The sequence below is a fragment of the Ornithinibacillus xuwenensis genome, assembly GCF_039614845.1.
Taxonomy (GTDB): Bacteria; Bacillota; Bacilli; order Bacillales; family Amphibacillaceae; genus Ornithinibacillus; species Ornithinibacillus xuwenensis.
This window is the reverse complement of record NZ_JBDIML010000003.1, coordinates 108,166-130,805: the sequence shown is the minus strand read 5'-3', so window position 1 is coordinate 130,805 and position 22,640 is coordinate 108,166. Positions and strand designations below refer to the sequence as shown.

The 22,640-nt window shown below is 35.5% G+C and carries 24 protein-coding genes and 2 pseudogenes; 16 read left to right on the top strand and 10 right to left on the bottom strand.

The window, feature by feature from the left end:
- Positions 1–21: 21 nt before the first annotated feature.
- The 6 genes from ABC228_RS09955 to ABC228_RS09930 all read left to right on the top strand — a co-directional run bounded on the left by ABC228_RS09955 (position 22) and on the right by ABC228_RS09930 (position 6,976).
- Positions 22–702, top strand: a complete 681-nt coding sequence (locus ABC228_RS09955) for a response regulator transcription factor (RefSeq protein ID WP_345824986.1) — start codon at positions 22–24, stop codon at positions 700–702.
- Positions 686–2,104, top strand: a complete 1,419-nt coding sequence (locus ABC228_RS09950) for a HAMP domain-containing sensor histidine kinase (RefSeq protein WP_345824985.1) — start codon at positions 686–688, stop codon at positions 2,102–2,104. The genes ABC228_RS09955 and ABC228_RS09950 overlap by 17 nt, the downstream gene beginning before the upstream one ends.
- Positions 2,105–2,238: 134 nt before the next feature.
- Positions 2,239–3,468: a S1C family serine protease gene (locus ABC228_RS09945; RefSeq protein ID WP_345824984.1), complete on the top strand. Its 1,230-nt coding sequence runs from the start codon at positions 2,239–2,241 to the stop codon at positions 3,466–3,468.
- 17 nt (positions 3,469–3,485) lie between these two features.
- Positions 3,486–4,352 (top strand): peptidylprolyl isomerase, encoded by an 867-nt coding sequence (locus ABC228_RS09940; RefSeq protein ID WP_345824983.1) that lies wholly within the window; start codon positions 3,486–3,488, stop codon positions 4,350–4,352.
- A gap of 1,183 nt (positions 4,353–5,535) precedes the next feature.
- A complete protein-coding gene (locus ABC228_RS09935; protein WP_345824982.1) occupies positions 5,536–6,135 on the top strand; it encodes a hypothetical protein in 600 nt (199 codons plus the stop codon).
- 181 nt (positions 6,136–6,316) lie between these two features.
- The gene (locus ABC228_RS09930) at positions 6,317–6,976 is read left to right on the top strand and encodes a M23 family metallopeptidase (protein ID WP_345824981.1); all 660 of its coding nucleotides are present in this window, start codon (positions 6,317–6,319) and stop codon (positions 6,974–6,976) included.
- A gap of 166 nt (positions 6,977–7,142) precedes the next feature.
- Here the strand turns inward: ABC228_RS09930 and ABC228_RS09925 are convergent.
- The 3 genes and pseudogenes from ABC228_RS09925 to ABC228_RS09915 form a co-directional block, all read right to left on the bottom strand.
- Positions 7,143–8,313: pseudogene (locus tag ABC228_RS09925) on the bottom strand (IS256 family transposase).
- A 43-nt stretch (positions 8,314–8,356) separates the two neighbouring features.
- Entirely contained in the window at positions 8,357–9,568 is a 1,212-nt protein-coding gene (locus ABC228_RS09920) for a PqqD family protein (RefSeq protein ID WP_345824980.1), read from the bottom strand.
- Between the two features lie 5 nt (positions 9,569–9,573).
- Positions 9,574–10,743: a HesA/MoeB/ThiF family protein gene (locus ABC228_RS09915; RefSeq protein ID WP_345824979.1), complete on the bottom strand. Its 1,170-nt coding sequence runs from the start codon at positions 10,741–10,743 to the stop codon at positions 9,574–9,576.
- 355 nt (positions 10,744–11,098) lie between these two features.
- Between ABC228_RS09915 and ABC228_RS09910 the strand changes: the two genes are divergently transcribed.
- Positions 11,099–11,851, top strand: a complete 753-nt coding sequence (locus tag ABC228_RS09910) for a PepSY domain-containing protein (protein WP_345824978.1) — start codon at positions 11,099–11,101, stop codon at positions 11,849–11,851.
- A gap of 492 nt (positions 11,852–12,343) precedes the next feature.
- Here the strand turns inward: ABC228_RS09910 and ABC228_RS09905 are convergent, their stop codons facing one another.
- A complete protein-coding gene (locus ABC228_RS09905) occupies positions 12,344–12,754 on the bottom strand; it encodes a VOC family protein (protein ID WP_345824977.1) in 411 nt (136 codons plus the stop codon).
- Between the two features lie 90 nt (positions 12,755–12,844).
- Between ABC228_RS09905 and ABC228_RS09900 the strand changes: the two genes are divergently transcribed.
- The 3 genes from ABC228_RS09900 to ABC228_RS09890 are packed head-to-tail and all read left to right on the top strand — an operon-like array spanning position 12,845 to position 14,776.
- Entirely contained in the window at positions 12,845–13,510 is a 666-nt protein-coding gene (locus ABC228_RS09900) for an RNA polymerase sigma factor (RefSeq protein WP_345824976.1), read from the top strand.
- Positions 13,511–13,559: 49 nt separating this feature from the next.
- On the top strand, positions 13,560–13,997 hold the full coding sequence (locus ABC228_RS09895; RefSeq protein ID WP_345824975.1) for an NUDIX hydrolase: 438 nt from the start codon (positions 13,560–13,562) through the stop codon (positions 13,995–13,997).
- Positions 13,998–14,023: 26 nt separating this feature from the next.
- On the top strand, positions 14,024–14,776 hold the full coding sequence (locus ABC228_RS09890; protein ID WP_345824974.1) for a glucose 1-dehydrogenase: 753 nt from the start codon (positions 14,024–14,026) through the stop codon (positions 14,774–14,776).
- A 62-nt stretch (positions 14,777–14,838) separates the two neighbouring features.
- Here ABC228_RS09890 and ABC228_RS09885 read toward each other — a convergent pair whose 3' ends face one another.
- Positions 14,839–14,928 (bottom strand): YjcZ family sporulation protein, encoded by a 90-nt coding sequence (locus tag ABC228_RS09885; RefSeq protein ID WP_345824973.1) that lies wholly within the window; start codon positions 14,926–14,928, stop codon positions 14,839–14,841.
- 131 nt (positions 14,929–15,059) lie between these two features.
- Between ABC228_RS09885 and ABC228_RS09880 the strand changes: the two genes are divergently transcribed.
- The 3 genes and pseudogenes from ABC228_RS09880 to ABC228_RS09870 form a co-directional block, all read left to right on the top strand.
- A complete protein-coding gene (locus ABC228_RS09880) occupies positions 15,060–15,515 on the top strand; it encodes a GNAT family N-acetyltransferase (RefSeq protein ID WP_345824972.1) in 456 nt (151 codons plus the stop codon).
- A gap of 95 nt (positions 15,516–15,610) precedes the next feature.
- A complete protein-coding gene (locus ABC228_RS09875) occupies positions 15,611–16,147 on the top strand; it encodes an STM3941 family protein (protein ID WP_345824971.1) in 537 nt (178 codons plus the stop codon).
- 172 nt (positions 16,148–16,319) lie between these two features.
- A pseudogene (locus ABC228_RS09870) lies at positions 16,320–16,421 on the top strand (sigma-70 family RNA polymerase sigma factor); the annotation flags it as partial.
- Here ABC228_RS09870 and ABC228_RS09865 read toward each other — a convergent pair.
- Complete coding sequence (locus tag ABC228_RS09865; protein ID WP_345824970.1) at positions 16,402–16,689, bottom strand: SDR family NAD(P)-dependent oxidoreductase; 288 nt, start codon at positions 16,687–16,689, stop codon at positions 16,402–16,404. The pseudogene ABC228_RS09870 and the gene ABC228_RS09865 sit on opposite strands and share 20 nt — an antisense overlap.
- A 204-nt stretch (positions 16,690–16,893) precedes the next feature.
- On the opposite strand from ABC228_RS09865, the gene ABC228_RS09860 reads away from it, so the two are divergent.
- A complete protein-coding gene (locus tag ABC228_RS09860) occupies positions 16,894–17,724 on the top strand; it encodes a mechanosensitive ion channel family protein (protein ID WP_345824969.1) in 831 nt (276 codons plus the stop codon).
- 79 nt (positions 17,725–17,803) lie between these two features.
- On the opposite strand, the gene ABC228_RS09855 is transcribed toward ABC228_RS09860, so the two are convergent.
- Positions 17,804–18,412, bottom strand: coding sequence for a restriction endonuclease (locus ABC228_RS09855; protein ID WP_345824968.1), 609 nt, complete (start codon positions 18,410–18,412; stop codon positions 17,804–17,806).
- 144 nt (positions 18,413–18,556) lie between these two features.
- On the opposite strand from ABC228_RS09855, the gene ABC228_RS09850 reads away from it, so the two are divergent.
- Together ABC228_RS09850 and ABC228_RS09845 are read left to right on the top strand one after the other, a co-directional pair.
- Positions 18,557–19,756 (top strand): alanyl-tRNA editing protein, encoded by a 1,200-nt coding sequence (locus ABC228_RS09850; protein WP_345824967.1) that lies wholly within the window; start codon positions 18,557–18,559, stop codon positions 19,754–19,756.
- A 67-nt stretch (positions 19,757–19,823) separates the two neighbouring features.
- A complete protein-coding gene (locus tag ABC228_RS09845) occupies positions 19,824–20,309 on the top strand; it encodes a metallophosphoesterase family protein (protein WP_345824966.1) in 486 nt (161 codons plus the stop codon).
- 56 nt (positions 20,310–20,365) lie between these two features.
- On the opposite strand, the gene ABC228_RS09840 is transcribed toward ABC228_RS09845, so the two are convergent.
- The 3 genes from ABC228_RS09840 to ABC228_RS09830 all read right to left on the bottom strand — a co-directional run bounded on the left by ABC228_RS09840 (position 20,366) and on the right by ABC228_RS09830 (position 22,603).
- On the bottom strand, positions 20,366–21,154 hold the full coding sequence (locus tag ABC228_RS09840; protein WP_345824965.1) for a FixH family protein: 789 nt from the start codon (positions 21,152–21,154) through the stop codon (positions 20,366–20,368).
- A 35-nt stretch (positions 21,155–21,189) separates the two neighbouring features.
- The gene (locus tag ABC228_RS09835; protein WP_345824964.1) at positions 21,190–21,759 is read right to left on the bottom strand and encodes a DeoR family transcriptional regulator; all 570 of its coding nucleotides are present in this window, start codon (positions 21,757–21,759) and stop codon (positions 21,190–21,192) included.
- 79 nt (positions 21,760–21,838) lie between these two features.
- Positions 21,839–22,603 carry a cytochrome c oxidase assembly protein gene (locus tag ABC228_RS09830; RefSeq protein WP_345824963.1) on the bottom strand — a complete coding sequence of 255 codons (765 nt, stop codon included), beginning with the start codon at positions 22,601–22,603 and terminating at the stop codon, positions 21,839–21,841.
- Positions 22,604–22,640: the final 37 nt, after the last annotated feature.

The following is a 22,640-nucleotide window of genomic DNA, read 5'->3' as shown; positions in this document are numbered from 1 at the left end:
AACTCGGGTGGTGAAGATGCCATGGAAATATTAGTGGTAGAGGATGAATTTGCGATAAGTCAGGTATTACGGGCATATTTGCTGAAAGTTGGTTATACAGTTGTTCTAGCCTTTGACGGGGAAGAAGCATTAGTGAAATTTCAGGAGCGTCAACCGGATCTTATTCTTTTAGATGTGATGCTACCCAATACTGATGGCTGGAAAGTACTGAAGGAGATTCGGGTTATAAGTAATTGTCCAGTTATCATGTTAACAGCTTTAGGGGATATTGATTATCGATTAGAAGGATTAAATAAGGGTGCGGATGACTATATAGCCAAGCCATTTATAGCTGATGAAGTAGTTGCACGTGTAAAAGCAGTGTTAAGACGTTCACAGACAGATAGTGATAACCCTGTTAAACGATATGGGCAGTTGGAAATAAATCTTAAGGCACACGAGGTAAAGGTTAAAGGAAGACAGGTAAGTCTTACGCCGAGAGATTTATCTGTTCTATTATTTTTAGTAGAAAATCCAAATCAAACCTTTACAAGAGATCAGTTAATTGAACACATTTGGGGCTGGGATTATGAAGGTAGTGATCGTGCAGTTGACCTAGCAATCAAAAGAATACGAAAAGCGTTAATCGAATGGCCAAGTGACGAGGGAGAAATTAGAACACTTAGGGGATTGGGGTATCAATTTCATGTCGAAAAAAATTAAAAAACGAGTTACACTACGTAGATATTGGATAACTCGATATTTAGTAACCTTATGTATCGGTTTATTTGTCGTTGCCATAGTCTCGGCACTCTGGATCCGGCATACCACACTGGAAAATCGATTAAACGTCATGACCATTCTATCAGAGGGTATGGCTGAAAGAATAGTTGCAACAGAAGAACAAGGGGATTTTAAAGGGCAAGATCCGCCTAACTTTTTTAATCGGCCAAAGGGGGAGATGAATCTTGAGAGCGATCCATTTACGTATATCGTTGATACGGAAGGAACCATTGTCTCGAGTAACCGTCCAAGAGGACCAATGGAACAGCAATTACATCCTACCATCTTAGAAGAAGATGACACGGTTTTAGAATTATCAATTACAAGTGAGAAATATTATGCGGTAAAATCTCCTATTGAAATTGAGGATTCGGTAATCGGATGGGTCGTGATGATAGAATCAAAGGACAATCTAGCAAAGGTTAACCAAGAATATACACAGCTGGCTATTATGATTATCAGTTTGGCTTTACTGGGTTGGGCGGCGATTTATATGTTGTCAAGTCGATTAGCAAATCCAATTAAAAAAGTAGCAAATGCTGCGAAGCAAGTAGAAGAAGGTAATTATCAGATTGAGCTACCTAATGATAGTAAGGAATTAGAAGTACATGAATTGATTCATTCCTTTAAAGAAATGACAAATAAACTCGAAAGATTAGAAGCGCTACGAACAGAGTTGTTGGCAGGTGTAACACATGAATTAAAAACACCTGTTACCTCTATAAGTGGACTATTGCAAGCAGTAAAAGATGATGTGGTTGCTGGAGAAGAGTCAAAAGAGTTCTTAAAAATTTCACTACAAGAAACTGAAAAAATGAAAAAGATGGTAGAGGATCTACTAGCTTTTAATCAGTTTGCTGCCAATGCAGTAGAAGTGAATCAAGCGATCCACAATCTTAATGATGTTGTAGAGGATGCTGTACACAGCTGGCAAATCACACAGGATGATGGAAGCATCAACATTAACCTAACACTATTGTCCGAACCTGTTGAAATTGCAATTGACCCATTACGTTTCCAGCAAATCATTACTAATCTATTTAATAATGCAAAGCAAGCGATGGAAGGAAGTGGGAACATTACGATAGATATGTACAAACATCCGGATCATATTGTGATACAGGTTGCTGATGATGGAGGTGGCATTCCGAATGATGAACAACCGTTTATTTTCGAACGGTTTTATCGAGGAGAAAATAAAAAATATAAAGTTAGAGGACTAGGTCTAGGATTACCTTTAAGTAAAATGATTGCAAATGCCTTAGGGGGAGATTTAGTTTTAAAGCAAAGCTCACATGAAGGAACGACATTTAGACTATTATTTCCGATTGATAACAGCTAATGGAAGCTGTTATCTTTTTTATTTAATTAAGAATAAGTATCTATTGACATCTTCCTGACATATTCACGTTATAAAGTAGGTCTTGTAAGAAAAACAGAAGAAAACGTGTAGGGTTCGAATTTGGAGGGATATAAATGGTACATGAACATGAGGATTCATCTAGTCATCGTATTAATGAGCTGAAATTTGAAAAAAAATCAAGAATAAAAGGTTTTGCAACGGCTGTAGCTGGAGGAGTCATAGGCTCGGTACTAACCTTTACTACAGTTCCTTATTTTGATTTAAGTAATTCAAAGGAAAAAGCAGTAGCTGTAGAGGAAATAAATACAGCCGAACAAGCTACAGAAACAATGAGTGTTCAGCAAGTATCCAGCACATCATTTTCGGTTGCAGATATTGTTGCAGAGGCTTCAAAAGCGATCGTTGGTATTACGAACATTCAGGAACAAAACAATCCATTTGGACAAGGTGGCTTTGAACAAAATGGTGAAGAAGTCGAAAGTGGTACAGGTTCTGGTGTTGTTTATGAGGCAACGGATAACGCTCTATATATTGTCACCAATCATCATGTAATTGAAGATGCAACTTCTATTGAGGTAACACTTTATGATGAAAAAGTAGTCGAAGCGGAGTTAATTGGGTCAGACTCATTAACCGATATTGCAGTATTAAAAATTGAAGGTAGCTACGATATTGCTCCTTTAGGATTTGGAGATTCGGATGTGCTTCGAGCTGGTGATGAAGTGATTGCAATTGGTAATCCGTTAGGCCTTGATTTATATGGAACAGTTACACAAGGTATTGTCAGTGCCGTGAATCGAACGATTGAGGTATCTACTTCAGCAGGTATTTGGGAGATGGAGGTTATCCAAACCGATGCCGCTATTAATCCAGGTAATTCTGGAGGAGCATTAATAAATGTATCAGGAGAGCTAATTGGAATCAACAGTATGAAAATTGCTGAAGATGATGTGGAAGGACTTGGATTTGCAATACCGAGTAACGAAGTACTATCAATTATTGATGAATTGATTGCTAATGGACAAATTGTTCGTCCGTATTTAGGGATTTCTATGGTAAATCTATCAGAAATTCCACAATACTATTTACAAAATATGAACATTAACTCGACTACTGGAGTAATGATCGCTGATATCGATGAAAATAGTGCGGCAAAAGACGCTGGACTACAGGTAGAAGATATTGTGGTTTCAATTGATGGAACTGCTATCTCAGATGCAGATGACATGAGAAAGTATTTATATACAGAAGCATCGGTAGGAGATGTTGTGAAACTGGTAATCTATCGTCAAGGAGAAAAAATGGAAATTAGTGTTACCTTATCAAGTAACCAATTAAACTAAGAATAGAGGGAATTTCGATGAATAAGAAATATATATATTGGATTGGTGGAGCAGTATTATTAGTGGTATTAATTGTAGCTGTTTTCAATATAGGAGATAAAGAATCCTATGTTGCGAGTATTAATGGCAAAAAAATTAGTGAAACAGAGTTAAATGAGCTTCTCGTTTCACAATATGGGACTGATGTATTGAACTCATTAATTACGGAGAAGGTTATCGAAGAAGAGATTGAGAAGCAAGATATTGAGGTAACGCAAGAGGAGATTGATGCTGAGAAGGAAGAGTACTACGAATATTACGGTGGTGAAGAAGCATTTTTAGAGACGCTTTCCTATAGCGGAGTTAGTGTGGAAGACTTTGAAAGTGACTTAGAGTTGTATATTGCAACGAACAAGCTAATGGAGGATGACATTGCGATTACAGAGGAAGAGATGGAAACCTACTTTGAAGAGAACAAAGATAGTTTTGCACAACAAGAAGAGGTTCAAGCAAGTCATATTTTAGTAGAAGACCTAGAAACCGCTAACAAAATTGTTGAGATGCTTAAAGCAGGTGAGGATTTTGCAGAATTAGCTAAGGAGTACTCCACGGATTCTTCAGCTGAGAATGGAGGAGAGTTAGGGTATTTTGGTAAGGGTGAAATGGTAGAAGCTTTTGAAAATGCTGCATTTGAAATGGAAGTAGGTAACTATAGTGACCCTGTCGAAACAGAGCATGGGTACCATGTTATCAAGGTAACTGATCATACTGAGGCGAAGGAAGCAGTATATGAGGATGTGAAAGACGAAATAGCGGATATTCTTTTTGATCAGAAGGCCGATGAAATCTATACAACTTGGGTAAATGAATTAATGGCAGAGTACGAGATTGAAAGCTATCTATAATATAAAATTGACAGTCCCTCCGTTATGTTAATGGGGGTTGTCAAATAAAATGTGTAAGTTTAGATCACACACTTAGATATATTGGATAACCTTATCTTTTAATCGGTCATCCATTAATAGCTGATTCATCACTAATTTTCTATTGGAAAGAATTCTCCAATATAGACTCCTGGCAATTCTGGTTTGTATTAGGATAGTTAATCATACCATTATTTATAATATATTTTGCTATAGATCGGACCAAGATATTTGAAATACTATTTTTGGGTTTATCTGTACATATGTTTTGGACTTACGTAGATATTGTACTAGGATCTACTACATTGTTCGTGCATCAATACTTTATAATCCCTATGTTACCGTTTGCTATAAGTTTAACCTCATCTGTTCTTCCAGTAGGTTTTATGCTTGTGTATCAATACTGTTTAAATCACAATAAAAATTTTTACTCTTATACAATCCTTCTTAGCGCCGTATTTTCATTTGGGTTTTTATCGTTGGAGAAGTTATTCGGACTAGTTGATTTTAACAGAGGTATGAATGAGTTTTATGTGTTTATATTAGATCTAATTATTGTATTTTTATCTTTCTGGTTGACTAAACTTATTATGAAACTTGGAGTATCAAATTAATACATTTTATTTTTGCCATTAATCCTTCATAATATCCTTGAAGGGAAATGTACACTATGAATAATCCTGAGTTACAACTGTTTATTAGTCACCTCGAAAAACTAGAAAAAGAATTGGTTAGATGTAAAGTTCCTGATATCCGGAAATCAATCCAAGATGAAATTATCTTTTTCAACAACATGATTAAACAAAAATTAAAAAAATGGGTAACTTACAAACCCTCTGCTGGTTAACCAGTAGGGGTCTTTTTTTGTGCAAAAACAACCCATGTAAAAAGGATTTACAAGAAACTTATGCAAGTACTAGTATAATATAAATACAAATATAACTTCATGGAATGATTAAATAGTCCCCCTGTTTCCAAGAGGGCTTTACTTATTCATTTTGTCCAGTTTTCAATTGTGGAAGTATTAATAATATAGGCATTTAGTTCTATTTTGTAAAAAAAAGGAATATAAAAGGAGGGTTTTTGAAATATATGTAGAACCTTATGTAATATTCACAGAATATTTTATTATTTTTCGAAAACAAAATTGAGGAAGCGAGATAAAATGAAAAATAAGACCTTAATAAGTATTATAGGACTTCTATCCTTTGCATTAATTACCTTTTTCTTAATAAATAATATGAAACAGCCTGATACATCCGCAATAGAAGAGGCAAATAAAAAGAATGAGATACTGAGCGAGAAAATACGAAAATTAGAAAGTGTAGAAAAAGAAAATATTGAAATCAATGAACAACTTTCAAAAATTACGGCGGAAAACGAGATGCTTAATGAGACTATCACAGAGACAAATATTAATACAGTTCTCTTAACTGGGACAGAAATTGATGGCTCCATACTAAATATGAAGGTGACTTACATTAATATCAACGTATGTAGGGAGTGTCAACATGGTTATGAATTTATTAAAGTTGAAGAGGAAACTTCCAAGACTATAAAAAAAGAGGTTCCAATTTATTTGCTTGATGAATCGAATACTTTATTTAAAGTAGAGTGGGAGAAATTAGTTGATCTTGGACGAAATCCTGTACTTTTATTATTTGAATCGAATAATGAAGTCTTATTCATAAGAGAGGAATATCATCCACTTCGGCTTAAAGGTAAAGAGATACAAGAGTCTTTAATTCATAGTTTAGTAGAATAGAATAAAAAACAATTAATTATTGAAAGCTTGTTGTAAATTGCCGAGTAGTTATATGTATGGTAAAAATATCTGCTCGTTAATTTAAATATATGTAAAAAGAGGGGGAAAGTACTAGCTTGAAGGATAAATAAATTAATAGAAAGAAGGGGAAATTTTAAAAAAAGTATTCACAGGAATTTTATTGTTCTCTTTTATGTACTTAATTGCTGGAGACATTGAGCCAGCTGAGGCAGCTCCACGTATGTTATGGCCAACTGATTCAACAAGAGTAACCTCGGAATATGGACCCCGTACTATTAATGGTGTATACCAGTATCACCGTGGGATAGATATTGGAGCTCGAAGTCCTGGAGTTGCTGGGGATAATATTTATGCAGCTCATACTGGTATTGTTAAAAATGCATACTGGAATAATGCTCGAGGTTGGGTTGTAGATATTAGACATACTGGCTCATATAAAGTAGGTGGGACGGATAATGTATTGTCTAGATACCAACACTTACGATACAGTTCTAAAATGACACCTGGCAAAACTGTTTATAAAGGTACCGTAGTAGGTTATATGGGTGCATCAGGAGATGTTACTGGAGTTCACTTACATTTTGAAACCATGTATTGTTCAGATAGTACTTGTAATAGTGCTAGTTATGTTAATCCGAGAACCTATTTAAATGACTTAGGTGGTGGAGGTCCTATGATCAATAGAACAAATATGGATTTCGAGAATACATTAAGTTATTTTGAGGAAGAAGATTGGTATAGTTATAAGGAATTAAAAAACATGACTCCTGCTGAAAGAGAAAAAATAGGTTATCCAAATCCTGAAGAGGAGTTTGAATAATTTTACTAGCAAATAATTAAGCCTACCTTAGCTAAGGTAGGCTTTCACAATTATGTTCTACAATGAATTACTACTGTCATTACTTTTTGTTACAAGTCTATTATTTGAGGTGTTTCAAACAAGGCATGGGGTTGTCAAATAAAGTGTGTAAGTTTGGATCACACACTTAGATATATTGGATAACCTTATCTTTTAATCGGTCAACCATTAATAGCTGATTCATGGCTAATGACCAGTTTTGAATATGACCGCTTTCCCATTTGGTTTCTAATTCTTTAACACGTAGATAAAGAACTATTAGTAGGGCATTCTCGTTTGAGAATGCTCCTTTTTTGGTTGCTTTTCTGAAGCTGGAGTGGATACTCTCCACTGCGTTAGTCGTGTACATGATTTTACGAACAGCGCTGCCGCAGTCAAATAATTGTTCCACGTGTTCAAAATTACGTTCCCAAACATCAATAGCTCCTGGATAGGCAGACCATTGTTGCTTAAAGGTTTCAAATGCATTGTGACAAGCCTTGAGGCTTTGGGCCCCATAAACCTTCCTTAAAGAGGAGGTGAAAGCTTTATAATCCTTGCTTGGAACGTATTTTATTGCATTACGAATTAAATGTACAATACATCTTTGAACAATGACATCAGGAAATATGGAGCGTGCTCCTTCCTCTAAACCAACACACCATCCATTGAAATAAAGAAGATATCGTTGACTCCTCTTGCCTTAATTTCGTCAAAGATTTGCATCCATTTATGTTTGCTTTCCGTTTCATTTAGCCACAGACTAAGAATGTCTTTATTCCCCTCCATGGTATAGCCTAAAATGGTGTATACAGCGTACTTCTTTGTCTCATATTGATTGCGTATGGTTGTGTAAATACAATCGACAAAAACAATAGGATAACATTCATTTAGAGGACAACTTTGCCACTCTTCTAAATCAGGCAGCACGGCGTCCGTGATATCCGATACCATTTCATGCGATTCAATAAAGCCATAAATGTCCTCAAAAGTAGAAGAGATGTCTCGCTGAGACATGCCTCTTGCATACATGGCGATAACCTTATTCTCGATTTCAGAAACGTCCTTTTTCCGTTTAGGAATGATCTCGGGTTCAAACGAGCCATCACGATCCTGTGGTACTTCAATTTCTACTTCCCCAGCACTGGTATTTAGAGTTTTCTTCCCATAACCATTTCTCCTTTTAACATGGATTCAAACATCGGACCAAATATGTCTTTTAATGCATTTTGCATATCCTCTACGGACTTCGGTTGATATTGTTCAATAATCTTGTTAGCTAATTCTACGGAGTTAGGATTTCTTTTTAATTTCCCCATTTCTAAATACACTCCCTGTTAATGTGAAGGGACTGTCATTATGTTAAGCGTTTTGTAATTTCCTAGTTCGATAGGACCTGAGCCAGGAATAGCATAGGAGAACAAGTGGTATTAGCATCATCACAATTAGAATAATACCGTCCCAAAACGGAGCAGTCGTTATACTATATTTCGTTATGTTTTGTATCGTGCCAGATATTATGGTGAATGTTTGAGGGAGTATATACATCGCAAATAAGTATACAGCTAACACACTACCTAAAATAAAAAAGTATGCGTACCATTTTACAATTTTCTTCTCATGTTCATCGACAAGCTTCCATTCTTCTTCTAGTCTTGTTTTTAATTTCGGGATGATTTGGTACACATATAGCCTGGTGTTATGGAGGAGATTTCGACAATTGAAAAGATTGGTAAATACATAGTAGATGTCTGTCTTCATAAAGAATAAAAATTGAAAAGCCATTCGAAGCACTAAGACAACATTTAGCATTCTAATGATACCAGTCAAATAGACTGGAAACCCAAAAGAAAACCAATCATTTAGGCTTATGATAAAGATACCGATACCAAGGAAAAATCCATCCAATGCGAGGCCAGCAAGCAAAGCTTTATAACGATAGCGTTTGTCTAACAGAACGATATTGGACATGTCGGTTTCAACTACTAGAAATACAAGCCGATGACTGATAGAAAATCTACTGTCCATTCCTGAGGAACGAGCTGCCATTAAGTGTGCTATCTCGTGTAAAAAGAGAAATGTCCAGCTCGCTATTGTAGTCCCTATTAAAGAAGTAGTATAGGATTCAGAAAAAAATATATCAGAATAAACTGGTACATAAGTATGATTTAGGATGCAGATTAATATTGCAATGACAAAGCATATTAAGAATCCACTTAATGTATAGCGATTAAAAAAGAACTTGGATACACCGTCCGTAAAAAAAGGGAATATCCGCTTATTACTTACACGATCACTAATAATATTCCCATCAATTTTATAAATGAATCCATATTCTTGTAATACATCCTCGATAAAACTAGAGACATCAACCTTTTCTCCTAGCTTTTCTTCAATCGATTGATCTGCTTCTCTAATCGTTTTTCCACTATTTAACTCGTCGATAACAATCCGTGCAACAGAAGGTAAAACAATATAATCACCGGTATCCATTCGCCCTATGAGTATTTCTTCATCTCCTTCTGGCCTTGAGGAAAGAGGATGTAACTCAAGTATACTCTCTTCATTAATCAACTTGTTTACCTCCTTACCACATCTTTTAAATAGTAATCTTCTTTCTCCACATCTTGAAAGAATGAGGTATTATGGGTGCCATTACCACAGGTTGGGCATTCTTCTTCATACCGATCCCATTGATAGCCTGTCTCGGATTTGAACGTGATGAAATCAATTTTATGTAGTTTTGCGCGAGATACCAATTTTTCTGTATTGGTTATATATTTCATAACCTCTGAAACAATCATACCAGTTGTCATCATTAACCCAGGAGCAGTTGCAGCATTTGGAGGAATAAAATTGGAATCTAAAAATCCGACAATGGATTGATGATAAGAAGAGGAAACTTTTAGATTGCGTAAGTGCATACAATCCACGCATCCACTTTCATATGGGATAATCGTGAAAAATTGCCCGCTATTAATTGTTAATCCACCAGCAATGAAAGGGATTCCCATCTCTACACAAGCTTTATTTACCTCCCTAGGTAAGATGATATACGGTTGATCGGCTGCCAACACAACGAAGTCTGAATCAGCAATTAATGGTTTAATATCATCGGCTCTTGATATAGCTTGATTATATAGATGAACCCTAACATCAGAGTTGAAGTCTTGAATAAACTTTCTTGCTTCTTCAACTTTAAAGTGTCCGATACTTTTTTCATTAAATAGAAATTGGCGATTTAAATTACTAAGACAAACCTCATCGAAATCAACAATATTTATATTCTTCACGCCTAAACCAGCTAATTGAATGAGGATGTTTGCACCAAATGCTCCCATTCCTAAGATGGTAATTGTCGCATCACATAAAGCTTCTTGCTTTTGATAATGACTTTCTTTTAAAGTGGAAAACAAATTAAAAAAATTTAAGTTTCCTTTGTAACGTTCTATATCCTTTTTATTTAATTTCGACCGCTCTAAATGTTCCATATCTGTAATAAAGCCTAACTCATTAAGCGTGTTTATGGATTCAGCTATGTCATCTACTTGTATTGCTTGATAACCTTCTTGAAGTAGTAATTTATGTATTTGCTTTATGGTGTTCTTGCCATTTAATAGCTGAAGCAATAAGTAAATAGAACCATCCTTATCCTCAATATCGAAAGAAGAATCTGCAGTACTCCCAATTCGTATCGTTGTATCATTTAGTCTGTTAATTAGGTGTAAATCTTTGAATAGTGGTTTCATAAATGACTCCTTTCAACAATGATAGGGGCTAACAAGTATTAGCCCCTTGGAATTAGCAAACTGCTCCTGCACAAGCATCAGCAGTTGCCTTTACCTTTTCAACTTTCTTTGCAGTAAGTTTCATATTATGTACCCCCTCTCATGAACTATGATTTAATGTTATTCGCCATAATTAACATTTATTACCTGTAATTCGAAGTTTTGCATTAACTAGTCGGATTTTAGTCCATATATACCAGGGAATATTTCATACAATTCTCCTGTACTTTTTCTCATCAAATTCTAATCTCACTTTTAGTTGATTATCAGAATAGAAGGATATAGTTAAATAGAACAAGCCAGGAGGATATCAATTATGAAGCAATTAGTACGAATCGGAGTAATTGTTGTAGGCGCATTAGCAACTATTTTAGTTGTTATTGCTAGTTCTTATAAGCACATAAAGCCGGTTAATGAAATGTATCTCAGTGCATTTGGAATGAAGGACCCCATTGTATTTGAGGAAAAACTGGATGGGATGATGTTAGAAATAAAATCGGGAAAGAGACAAGTGGAATACGGCAACTATTTCGATGCATATAATGAAGAAGTTTTACACATACAAAAAAAGCATGAAGTTGATGACATGGAGGATACGGAGATGAAACCATTAGCAATCTCTAATCTAATCCCTGAACTACAAGCAATTGAAATTGCGGAAAGTGTTGTAGAAGGATCTGTATTGGAAATGCAATTAAATAAAGCGGATAGTCAGTATGTATATGAGTTAGAATTAGAAACAACTGCTGGAAATGTTGCTGTTGAAGTTAATGCTATCACTGGAGAAGTACTCAAGAAAGCAATGGCTATGGAGGAGAGTATTCATGCAAGTGATATAAGATCATATAGTGAATTAAAAAAGGTCATGGAACTGATAAATGAAGAGGCATACCAAATGGAAGTAGTGGAAGATAGTACAGGAAAACGAGTTCTTATTTTCAAAAATGCTGATGGGATAGAGAAGTATAAATCCGTTTTTATAAAAGCTATGAATCACCTAAAAGTAATAGAGTTTGAAAATGGCGTGGTTTTCAATAAGATAATATCATTTCATTCAGATCGATTATGACATTCATAATCGATTTTTTGTCGAGAACGTCCGTATTAATTTGTTTCTGTATAGAAGGATTTATGTGATGTTCTGTCGAATAATGGTTTATTAGTTTACTTACCGAATAGGAAACAATTAAATCGCAGGAAAAATGTGTATCGTTACTGGGAATCAGAGGTACTTTATATCGAGACACAGCATTCAATAGATAAAAACATTTTCATTTTAACGAATTCACGTTATTACTGGTGAAGGTATTTGATAAAGAGGAAGGGACAAAACTAATAGGGAATTCTGAAAAGCCGAACGATAAACTAAACTAGATCCGGAAATATGCGTAGACTCCTGCGGGAGGAAAGGCATCGGTGAGACCCTACAGTGCGTTAGCACGAGGAGGCTCACCAGCCGCCCGCGGAAAGCGAAGTATATTTCCGGATCGGGATATATGCACTAGCTATAATTGTTCGTTTTTTCCTTGCTAAAAATACTTTTGTCCCAGCCCCATAAGAGTTACTTTCCTCTATTAATATGAGGAGAATGTTCTTCCTCACTTACAACACTGAATGGGTTGCCATCAGGATCAAAGAAGTCAAACCCTTTCATTAAACCATAATCGTGTATCCTGGTTGTTTCAACTTGATTATTCTGAAGGTGTTCATAAACATAATGAATATTGTCAACGACAAAATTATAGTAAGCATTTTTACGCTTTCCTTTTATTGTAAACTCGGTTGGCTGAGGTTTTTCGACCTTAATCAATGTAAGGCCAGTTGTATCATTTGGAAATATGTAGTCGACACCATGATCTTCACCATTCTCTTGCCATGCATCAACCTGAATGACACCTAGATTCTCTTCATACCATTTTTTAGAACGCTCTAGGTTTGTTACAGGAATAAAAATACCGCCAATCTTTAACAAAATTCTTCACTCCTTATTTTCGAATTCGTATACTAACGTTTATACTAAAAGGAAAGTTACATATTTTTATTACTTTTTTTGGAGGGTAAAATGAGACTACAAGAAATGCCCCTTGAAGAAATTACGCCAAAACTCTATTACTATTGTTTGTCGCTAACCAATTCGAAATGGTTAGCGGAAGATTTAGTTCAAGAAACCATCCTTCGCTATCTTAAATTATATCAACAGGACCCAAATAGAGATATTAATATCACGTTTTTCTATACAATAGCTAGAAATCTATTCATTGATGAGAAGAGAAAAAAGCGGCCTCTACTAGTTGAATCACAAGAAATATTGGGAAAATCTATCGATTTCAATGAATGGGATAGTTTATTAGAAATTTTATACACTAAGTTGCCACTACGCCAGGCAATGCTGGTCACATTAAAGGATGTCTTTCAATATACATCAGATGAGATTGCTCAAATGCTGCGAGTGCGTAATGAATCAATCAAAACTGCCCTTCATCGAGCAAGACAAAGATTAAAAGACAGGAATCATGATACAAGCATGAATCTTTCTTCTAATGAATCAAATATTATTCAAAAATTTACCATGGCCGTAAAGAATAGTGATGCTGAGAAAATATACTACTACTACCGATTATTAGAAACAGAGAATTATAAGGTTATGTCCAGTCGAAACCTTAATCGGCATACAATATTTATTTCAGATCCTGATGGGAATATTCTTCAGATAAATTCCAACTCTTAATGTTTCTATTAGAAATTAGCAGCAAGTACTGAAATTAAGGAGGATTTGCGTGAAACCAGCTTTTGGAGAAAAACTAACCAATATTAACTATGTTAGAAGAAAATCAGCCTATGTTATCATTTTGAGTTCACATGAGGATTGTGTATTAACTGTTCACAATGGAAAAGGATATCATTTTCTTCCAGGTGGAGGTATCGAGAGAAATGAGACAGATAAGGAATGTATTATGCGTGAAATGTTAGAGGAAACAGGGTATACAGCTGCATTAGGACAATTTATTGGTAATGCGTTGAATTATTTTGTCTCAAGTAAACAAGAGTATATTCTAAATGACGGCAATTTTTACATAGTTGAATTAGGTAAAAAGGTACAAGAACCAACTGAATTAGACCATCAATTAGCATGGGTACGATTAGAAGATTTGCAGGATCTTATGTTTTATGCGCATCAAGTTTGGGCAGTGAACAAGGCTATTCGTGGGCAGTAGCCGTCACGAAAGGGGAGTGATAAGAAGTGAAATTTAATCATACAACAGTTGTTGTAACTGGCGCTGGTAATGGTATAGGGAGACAAGTAGCTTTAACATATGCAGAAGAAGGTGCCAATGTTATTGTGGCAGATATGGAAGAAAAGTCTGGGAATGAAACAGTTCATCTAATAAAGAAGCTTGGTGGAATCGCTCTATTTGTAAAAACTGATGTCCGACAGGAAAGTGATATTGTAGACCTGATGTATAAGGTGAAACAAACGTACGGTCAAATTGATATATTAATTAATAATGCCGGTAAATCTGTTTTTAAATCTCCTTTTGATCTTACTATTCAAGAGTGGGATGATGTCATGAACACGAACTTACGAAGTGTTTTTATAGCTGCTCGTGAAGCAGCAAAGTATATGCGAGGTAATCCAGAGGGCGGATCCATTGTAAATATTGCTTCTACTAGAGCTATGATGTCTGAACCGAATTCAGAAGCATATGCTGCAACAAAGGGTGGAATCGTTGCGATAACGCATGCACTTGCTGCTTCGTTCAGTGAGGAAAATATAACTGTAAATGCTATTTCACCAGGCTGGATTGAAACTGGGAACTATTCGGCATTAAGCAAGCTTGATCATGAGCAGCACTTTTCAAAACGAGTTGGAAGACCAGAGGATATTGCTAGAGCTTGTCTATATTTAACCGCTAAAGAAAATGATTTTGTAACAGGCATAAATCTTGTCGCGGATGGTGGAATGACGCGAAAGATGATTTACGAGGAGTCGTGAAAAGTCACAAAAATATAAATGAACCAAGGACATTGGTGTGATGTCCTTGTTCATTTACCACACTAGCAATATACTGCTGCACCTACGATGATTAGTAGTATAAACAAGACAACAATTAATACAAATGAATCTCCATATCCACAACCGCTCATTTATAACACCACCTTTTCTAGTTTCTCTTTATCATATGGGGTAGTGCCTTAATTGGAGTAGGCGTTTGCCATAATAAATGTGAATTAATGTTTTGGTATAAAGAAATTAATTATGGAAAGGAAAAGAAACAATGAAAATAGTATTAGATGATTTAACAGGGGACAAGATTATCGCTTTTATTCAAGAACATCTAGATAATATGGCAGTAAATTCACCACCGGAAAGTATACATGCGCTTGCTGTTGAGGAATTAAAGAGACCAGAAATTACGTTTTGGAGTGTGTGGGACGGTGAGGATTTAATAGGGTGTGGTGCTCTAAAGCAATTGGATAATAAGCATGGAGAAATTAAATCGATGCGTACAGCCGATTCCCATCGAAGAAAAGGTGTAGCAAAATATATAGTAACGCACATAATTAAGGAAGCTTGTAATCGAGGATATCATCGTTTAAGTTTAGAAACCGGTAGGATAACAGCATTTGAACCTGCGAGACGATTATATGCAAGCTTTGGCTTTCAGTATTGTCGGCCATTTGCTAACTACGTTGAAGATCCAAATAGCGTATTTATGACCAAGGAATTATAAACCTTAGCAAATTAACACTGTGTTAGGGAAGCTGTAAATTCTCCCTGCATTTACTATGAAATATTTTATAAAAGAAATTAGGAGGCATTAGTGATATGGGGGATATTGTCATTTATCCAAAAAGAGGAAAGTTAATTGTATATAGTGTATTAAGTCTGATGTTTGTTACATTGGGTATCTTTTTATTTGTTGTAGGGTTTACAGAAGCAGGTAGTGATGGGATGAAATTTATAATTATTGGTATGATAACATTTGTTTTTTTTGGATTATGTATGATGTATTTAATTAAAGTACTATTCAATCGAAAACCAGCTCTCATTATTACAGATGAAGGGATTCTTGATGATTCTACCTACATTGGAGCGGGACTTATTAAATGGGAGGAAATTGCTAACATTGACTTTGTTCATTTTAGTAGACAAACCTATCTTGGTATTTATACCCATGATCCTGAACTAATCATTAATCGGTCTACCAAGTATAAAAGGATGCTGAATCGATTGAATAAAGGACTTCTGGACTCACAAGTAAATATACCGATAAAAATTTTAGACTGTTCCATCGAGGATCTTGTTGCGAGAATTAATGAACGCTGGCAAAAAGCAATTGAACGAGAGTCTAATTCTGTATAAACTCCTCTAATTAGAAGCTTTCTCCAATAGGAGAGGGCTTTTTTATTCGTGCAAGATTTTGTAAAGAAAAAATAACGTTGAAACTAAAGTCGGTTGTTTCTCGTCAAATAGGTATGATAAAGAGATGTGGATACAAGGAGAAGCATGATAAAGAAATTTTCTTGAAGAAATAATGATTGGGAATGAATTGGTAAGATTAGCTTTTGCCTATGTCAAAGATAGTGAGGTTGCGAAGGACATGGTTCAAAACACTTTTATAAAATGTTATGACAATTTTGGGCTACTTTAAATGATTGACCTTGTCGTTCTATTGGATTGATTGTGAGTGGAACTTGGTTAGCCGAAAAGTTAGATGGTATTAATGGTAACCATATTTTTCCTGGGTAAATTGCATTTACGCTTACTCCTTTTGTAACGTGATTTCTCATTAAAGCTCGGATAACCCCTATATTGGCCCCTTTCGTTGCTATGTAATAGATAAGATTATTATTCCCCTCAAATGTGACAACTGAAGCGGTATTAATAATGGAGCAGCCTGCCATTAATTACTTTAATGCTGCATGCGTCGTTTAAAAATATAGTTGTGCCAAGCAGGCTCTCGTTATTCTCGTTTATAGGGGGTATCACGATAACTGCTTAGCACAAAGTTTTAGAATTAGTGTTTTCGGGAAGAATGTAAAATAGCTTTTATTATGATTATTTGTGTCGAAAGATAATTTGTTAGATAATAATGTAGAGGTGATAGGATGCTAGATTGGATAGAAACTATTGATTGGACAAACTTGATGATTGACATTGGAAAAGTCACATTAAAGCTAATAGCAATCATAATCGTATACTTTATTGTTAAATCTATTGGTAAACGTGCTATTATACGATTATTTAATCGAAAGGGTAACGAGATGTCGACTGGTAGGAGTAAGACATTACAGTCGATTACATTGAATATCTTTACCTATTTTCTAATGTTCATTTTTATCGGTATTGTACTTTCATTATTTAACTTTGATATCACGACCTTAATAGCTGGAGCGGGGATTCTTGGTTTAGCAATTGGTTTTGGTGCACAAGGACTCGTAAGCGATGTCGTAACAGGCTTCTTTATTTTGCTTGAACAGCAAATCGATGTAGGTGATTATGTCACAGTTGCTGGAAAAGATGGAATTGTAGAGGAAGTTGGCTTACGTACAACCAAAATACGTGGTTTTGATGGAACTCTCCATTACGTGCCGAACCGTGAAATAACTAATGTTAGTAATCATTCACGTGGAAATATGCGCGCATTAATTGATATTGGTATTTCGTATAATGATGATATCGATCATGCTATAAAAGTGATGCAACAAGTTTGTGATGAGGTTGCAGCAAACGATGAAAATATTATGGAAGGACCAGATGTTCTTGGCGTTCAGGCTTTTGGCTCTTCTGATGTCGTGATTCGTGTCATCGGAAAAACGAAGAATGGTGAGCAGTTTGGTGTAGAGCGTACATTGAGAAAAGCAATAAAAGAAGCACTTGATCAAAATGGAATAGAAATTCCTTATCCACATCAGGTAAATATTAATAAGGAAAGCTAATCATTCTTTTCTTTTAACCGAATGTGGTGAAAAAGGTACTTATGTCGTGAAATCTACATAAGTACCTTTTTTCATTTCCCTATTTGACAAAATCTGGAGTCAACTGTTTTATTTCTTCTTCCACTGTATTTAAACCTGCAATCCATAATTCCACTAAATCAACACCTTCAATTAATTCAATATCTAAACCTTTCGCATACTTCTTTGCATCATTTGTAAAAGAGCTTGTGGTAATTACATAGCCACCTTTTGCCTGTTCTTTCATCATATTTGAATGAAGGATTGCAATTGGTTCATAATCAACGTTATCCTTATAGCATTTTACCTGCCCTAAAAATTTCTCGTTTTCAATTGTGTGTTCAAAATCAACACCGTTGTCACCAGTGCTTGGTGATACCCAAGTAGAACCACCTTTTGCTGATTCAATAATTGCTGCAACAAAGCTCTCAAAGGCGTAGGGATCCTGTTTTAGAAATGTATTATTCTCCTTTATTGTAGGATGATAGCTCTCTTTTTCTTCACGAAACCGTAGATATATCCCCATAGCCAGTGTTTTCTTTAGCGTTTCGCTAGCATCAATATGTCCAGCTAATAACGCAGTTTTGTGCGAGTTTCTTTTCTTGTTAACCTGAAAATGAATGAAAGAACCTAATAAATATATCGCAATTAATATTTCAATAATTATCATTCTATTACCTCCTTCATTACTAGGTTATCCAGGAGAATACTAGTTTAAACAGAGGTGCTACTAAGTAATAAATTTAATGTGCTACAATAAAACAAAGTAAACTAGGTAATAATGTTAAAACCTAGGGGAACGGAGCGTGCATGCATGGAAACGGATAAATTGTATTACAAGAATCAATATGAAGTGGAGTTTGAAGCGGTGGTTCGAAAATCAGAACAAGATAATGCTGGTCATTATGTTGTATTAAATCAAACAGCATTTTATCCAACGGGTGGCGGACAACCTTATGATACGGGAACCCTTAATAATATTCGCGTTTTTAATGTGGAAGAAGTAGAGGGAGAGATTCGACACTACGTAGAGATGCCTATTGAATTGAATGTGAAATGTATAGGAGAAGTAGACTGGAATCGTCGCTTTGATCATATGCAGCAGCATACAGGTCAGCATATCCTTTCTGCTGCATTTGACAATGAACTCGGGCTTAAGACGGTTAGTTTTCACTTAGGTAAGGAAATTTGCTCCATAGACTTGGCAACTGATCATGTTACAGAAGAGGAATTGCTTAAGATAGAGGAAATTGCAAACCAAGTTATTCTAGAAAACTATCCTATTGAGTCAAAGTGGGTTACAGAAGAAGAATTAAGAAATTATTCGTTAAGAAAATCGGTATCAGTTTCAGAAAATATTCGCCTTGTCATTATACCAGACTTTGATTATAACGGCTGTGGCGGTACACATCCCGATTCGACTGGGCAGGTAAGCACGATTAAACTATTACATTCTGAAAAACAGAAGCAACTTGTCCGCGTCTTCTTCATTAGTGGTAAACGAGTGCGAAAACAGCTACAGGAAAAGCATCAGGTTATCCAGCGTTTAACAGCTTTGTTAAGTGTCCCACAAGAACAAATGGAGGAAGCGACCAGCAGAATTCTATTACAGGGTAAGGAATTGGAAAAAACGATTTCAGATTTAAAAACAAAGCTTACGGAATATGAGGCAAATCAGTTAATTGAACAAGGAGAACAAAATAATTCTAATATAATGGTGAAGCACATATATCAGAATCGCCCTATATCAGAATTACAAAATTTAGCAAGAATGATTTCTCAAAAGACGAGTAATATTGTGGTGTTGTTCATCAATGAGACGGATAATAAATTACAACTTGTATGTGCTAGAGGGAATGATTTAGAAATGAGCATGAACCAACTTGTGAAGCAAATTCTGCCAATAATTAATGGAAGAGGCGGAGGAAGTGATACGATAGCGCAAGGAGGAGGAGAGAAATTGATTCCAACTGAAAGATTAATGGAAGAGATGGTTAGTGAAATATTAAGTTAGAGTTAGCAATAAATACTACTTTGTTAACCATACTGTATTTTTGTTTTCCATTAGAAGGGGGTATCGGATGAAAATTGTAATAACAGCTGACACACATATACCTAAAAAGAAACAATTACCTTATAAGCTACTTCAAGAATTTGAACGTGCAGATTTAATAATTCATGCTGGTGACTGGAGCTCTATAGAGATATACCATACTCTACGTGGCTTTGCTGATGTGAAGGGAGTATACGGAAATAATGATTCTGATGAGGTTAGAGGAACTCTGCCAGAGAAGGAAATAATTGAAGTAAAGGGCTATCGTATTGGGATAGTTCATGGGCACGGGGAGAAAAAAACGACAGAAAATCGAGCGTTAGAAGCTTTTGAAGGGGTGACGTTAGATATCATAGTCTTTGGTCACTCGCATATTCCTATGATCAAGTATTATAAAAAGACCTTATTAATAAATCCAGGTTCTCCTACGGATAAACGTGCTCTTCCATATTATTCCTATGTTAACCTTTCTCTTCATGAAGGAATCAAAACTGAGATAATCTATTTTAGATGACTATAAAAATAGACCTTATCCAAGCAAATGGATGAGGTCTATTCTAGCTTATCAAGTTATTGAACGGTTATGGTCGTTTCTTGATGATCATGTAAATCGTCTTTTTTAAAATGAAGTTTAATGGTATATTCACCAGCTTCTACAAACGTGTAATTCGCTGTATATTCACCTTGAACTTCTTCAGTTGCTTCTACATATTCGTGCTTCTCTGTTCCAGCTTTCCATATTTCAAAATCTACATCTGCTTCTGATACAGGTTGTTCTTCTTGTTGAATATGGCCAACTAAGGCAATTTCTTGGTCTTTATCTACAGTTGAATCTACCATAATATGAAGCATTAAATCGCTAGAAGCATGATGATCGTGATTTGATTCCTCACCACTGTCATGTTCATGTTCATCTTGCTCTTTATCTGTAGAGTGCTCTATTTCCCCAATCACTAATTCTTGTTTTGGCATTTTGTGCATTTCCCTAGCAGTAACATGCGCGATAACGTAATATGTGCCTGGTTCTTGAACCATTTTTTCAATAGCGTAAATTCCATCTGATTGGAACTCTCCATTAATCATCTCATGCTCCTCTGAAGCCTGTCCATCCTTCCAGAATTCAAACCTTACTTCATTAGCATCATTAACAGCCTCTCCACCTTGTGTAACCTTTGCACTTATTGTAATTGTTTCATTAGGCTGTAATTGATTCATTTCTGGATTAGTAAGTATTTCAACTTCAATCATTTCAGGAACTGATTCTTCATCCTTGTTTTCTCCAGTTTCCTCTTTTCCGCAAGCAGCGAGTAAGAGTATTCCTATACTGACAATCAATAATAATAAATGACGTTTTTTCATAACAAATCTCCTTTTCATATGTAACTTCAATTCTACTATTTTAAACAACAGCCTTCATTCATGTCCTGTGAAATTACTTGGATAATATCTTGGAATGAATGAATGTCACCACCAAATCCTTTTTGAAATTGTAAGGCTACTTCTCTAGATTCAAACGAGAGAACCTGTGGCTTACAACATTGTATATCAATGTTTGCATTAATTAAGAAATACGCTGTTTTCGCACTTATCGTTGTATCCAACAAAAAATCCTTGCAAATTATTTGCGAGACATGTTCCGAGGCATCGTCGTATCGTAATAAGCCACAATGTGCACAACACGTCTGTTCTACACGATGATCCTTCATAATCAGGTGAATGTTGTGACGCGAATTAATATTCTTAAAACAATACGTACATGTATTCGTTGACATTGAAGGGCTAGATGTCACAATTGCAATCCCCTTCGAGGTCTTAATGACTTTGTTTGCTTCAATTAAGGGCTTGATATCACGATAAATTGTCATCTCGGATACCTCTAGTCTTGAACTAATCTCTGATACACGTAGGGTATCTTCTTCTTTTAGCCATGATAATATCTTCTGTTGCCTTTCTATCGGTAACAAACAATCACCCCTTTTTAACTTATTCTAAGTATACTTACGCTCATTTAACCATAAAAACGATAAAATATGTGAAAAAATGTTATTTATTAACAAAATCGACATATTTGTATTTTCTGTGTACACGATTAAATAACGTTACACTTCCCTTGTGAAATACAATCATGATTACAGCTGCTATCACTTGGTCAAATCGAGGTGGTAAGAGGAAACTCGATACTTGATCCAATGTCATTCCTTCTGGTAGGCAAAATGCCATGCTATAAATCAAAACCATATGATCTATAGGGGATAGCACTGCATCAAATAATAAATATGTACAGGCGGGCAGTAAGACTATCATATTAATAGTCATATACCTTTTTCGACTTTCTCTAAACCAACTATTCTGTTTAGATGGTAAAATTGGACGCCACATATCTAATGCCAGCAGAAACATGAACCATTTTAAGAAGGTACTCGTTATCCCTAGTTGTTCAAAGCGTTCAATTCCGGAAGAGGTGTGCTGCAAAGTTAGAAGTAATGCAAAAATAAATAAGGAGAAAAGAGGCGTAAACTTTAGAAGACTATGAATTCTAGAGGAATGATTCAAGCTTGTAAATCTTCTTGGACTCCCTAGTAAAAGTAGTGGAGGCGTAAGAAAATAAATCAAGCTTATTTCAAGCATGTGAATACTATAGGTTAAGGGGAATTCTTCGCTTATTGGATAAACATTGAGATAGATTAACAAAGAAACTCCCATTACCAAGTAGGTAACTCTTGGGCTAACATAATAAATTGAGTACCACTTCAGTATAAGATGCTGATAGATATTTCGCTTCTTCAGTCCAATATTCTCCTGATGCAAATGAATCCTCCTGCCTTTCTTTTCTACTGTTGCAATC

Excerpts from the sequence above, each read along its gene's own strand:
- ABC228_RS09935 (WP_345824982.1), top strand. The coding sequence starts at position 5,536 with ATGAAAAATAAGACCTTAATAAGTATTATAGGACTTCTATCCTTTGCA.
- ABC228_RS09860 (WP_345824969.1), top strand. The coding sequence starts at position 16,894 with ATGCTAGATTGGATAGAAACTATTGATTGGACAAACTTGATGATTGAC.
- ABC228_RS09855 (WP_345824968.1), bottom strand. The coding sequence starts at position 18,412 with ATGATAATTATTGAAATATTAATTGCGATATATTTATTAGGTTCTTTC.
- ABC228_RS09875 (WP_345824971.1), top strand. The coding sequence starts at position 15,611 with ATGGGGGATATTGTCATTTATCCAAAAAGAGGAAAGTTAATTGTATAT.
- ABC228_RS09910 (WP_345824978.1), top strand. The coding sequence starts at position 11,099 with ATGAAGCAATTAGTACGAATCGGAGTAATTGTTGTAGGCGCATTAGCA.
- ABC228_RS09915 (WP_345824979.1), bottom strand. The coding sequence starts at position 10,743 with ATGAAACCACTATTCAAAGATTTACACCTAATTAACAGACTAAATGAT.
- ABC228_RS09900 (WP_345824976.1), top strand. The coding sequence starts at position 12,845 with ATGAGACTACAAGAAATGCCCCTTGAAGAAATTACGCCAAAACTCTAT.
- ABC228_RS09940 (WP_345824983.1), top strand. The coding sequence starts at position 3,486 with ATGAATAAGAAATATATATATTGGATTGGTGGAGCAGTATTATTAGTG.
- ABC228_RS09955 (WP_345824986.1), top strand. The coding sequence starts at position 22 with ATGGAAATATTAGTGGTAGAGGATGAATTTGCGATAAGTCAGGTATTA.
- ABC228_RS09950 (WP_345824985.1), top strand. The coding sequence starts at position 686 with ATGTCGAAAAAAATTAAAAAACGAGTTACACTACGTAGATATTGGATA.
- ABC228_RS09865 (WP_345824970.1), bottom strand. The coding sequence starts at position 16,689 with ATGGCAGGCTGCTCCATTATTAATACCGCTTCAGTTGTCACATTTGAG.
- ABC228_RS09840 (WP_345824965.1), bottom strand. The coding sequence starts at position 21,154 with ATGAAAAAACGTCATTTATTATTATTGATTGTCAGTATAGGAATACTC.
- ABC228_RS09945 (WP_345824984.1), top strand. The coding sequence starts at position 2,239 with ATGGTACATGAACATGAGGATTCATCTAGTCATCGTATTAATGAGCTG.
- ABC228_RS09880 (WP_345824972.1), top strand. The coding sequence starts at position 15,060 with ATGAAAATAGTATTAGATGATTTAACAGGGGACAAGATTATCGCTTTT.
- ABC228_RS09850 (WP_345824967.1), top strand. The coding sequence starts at position 18,557 with ATGGAAACGGATAAATTGTATTACAAGAATCAATATGAAGTGGAGTTT.
- ABC228_RS09845 (WP_345824966.1), top strand. The coding sequence starts at position 19,824 with ATGAAAATTGTAATAACAGCTGACACACATATACCTAAAAAGAAACAA.
- ABC228_RS09885 (WP_345824973.1), bottom strand. The coding sequence starts at position 14,928 with ATGAGCGGTTGTGGATATGGAGATTCATTTGTATTAATTGTTGTCTTG.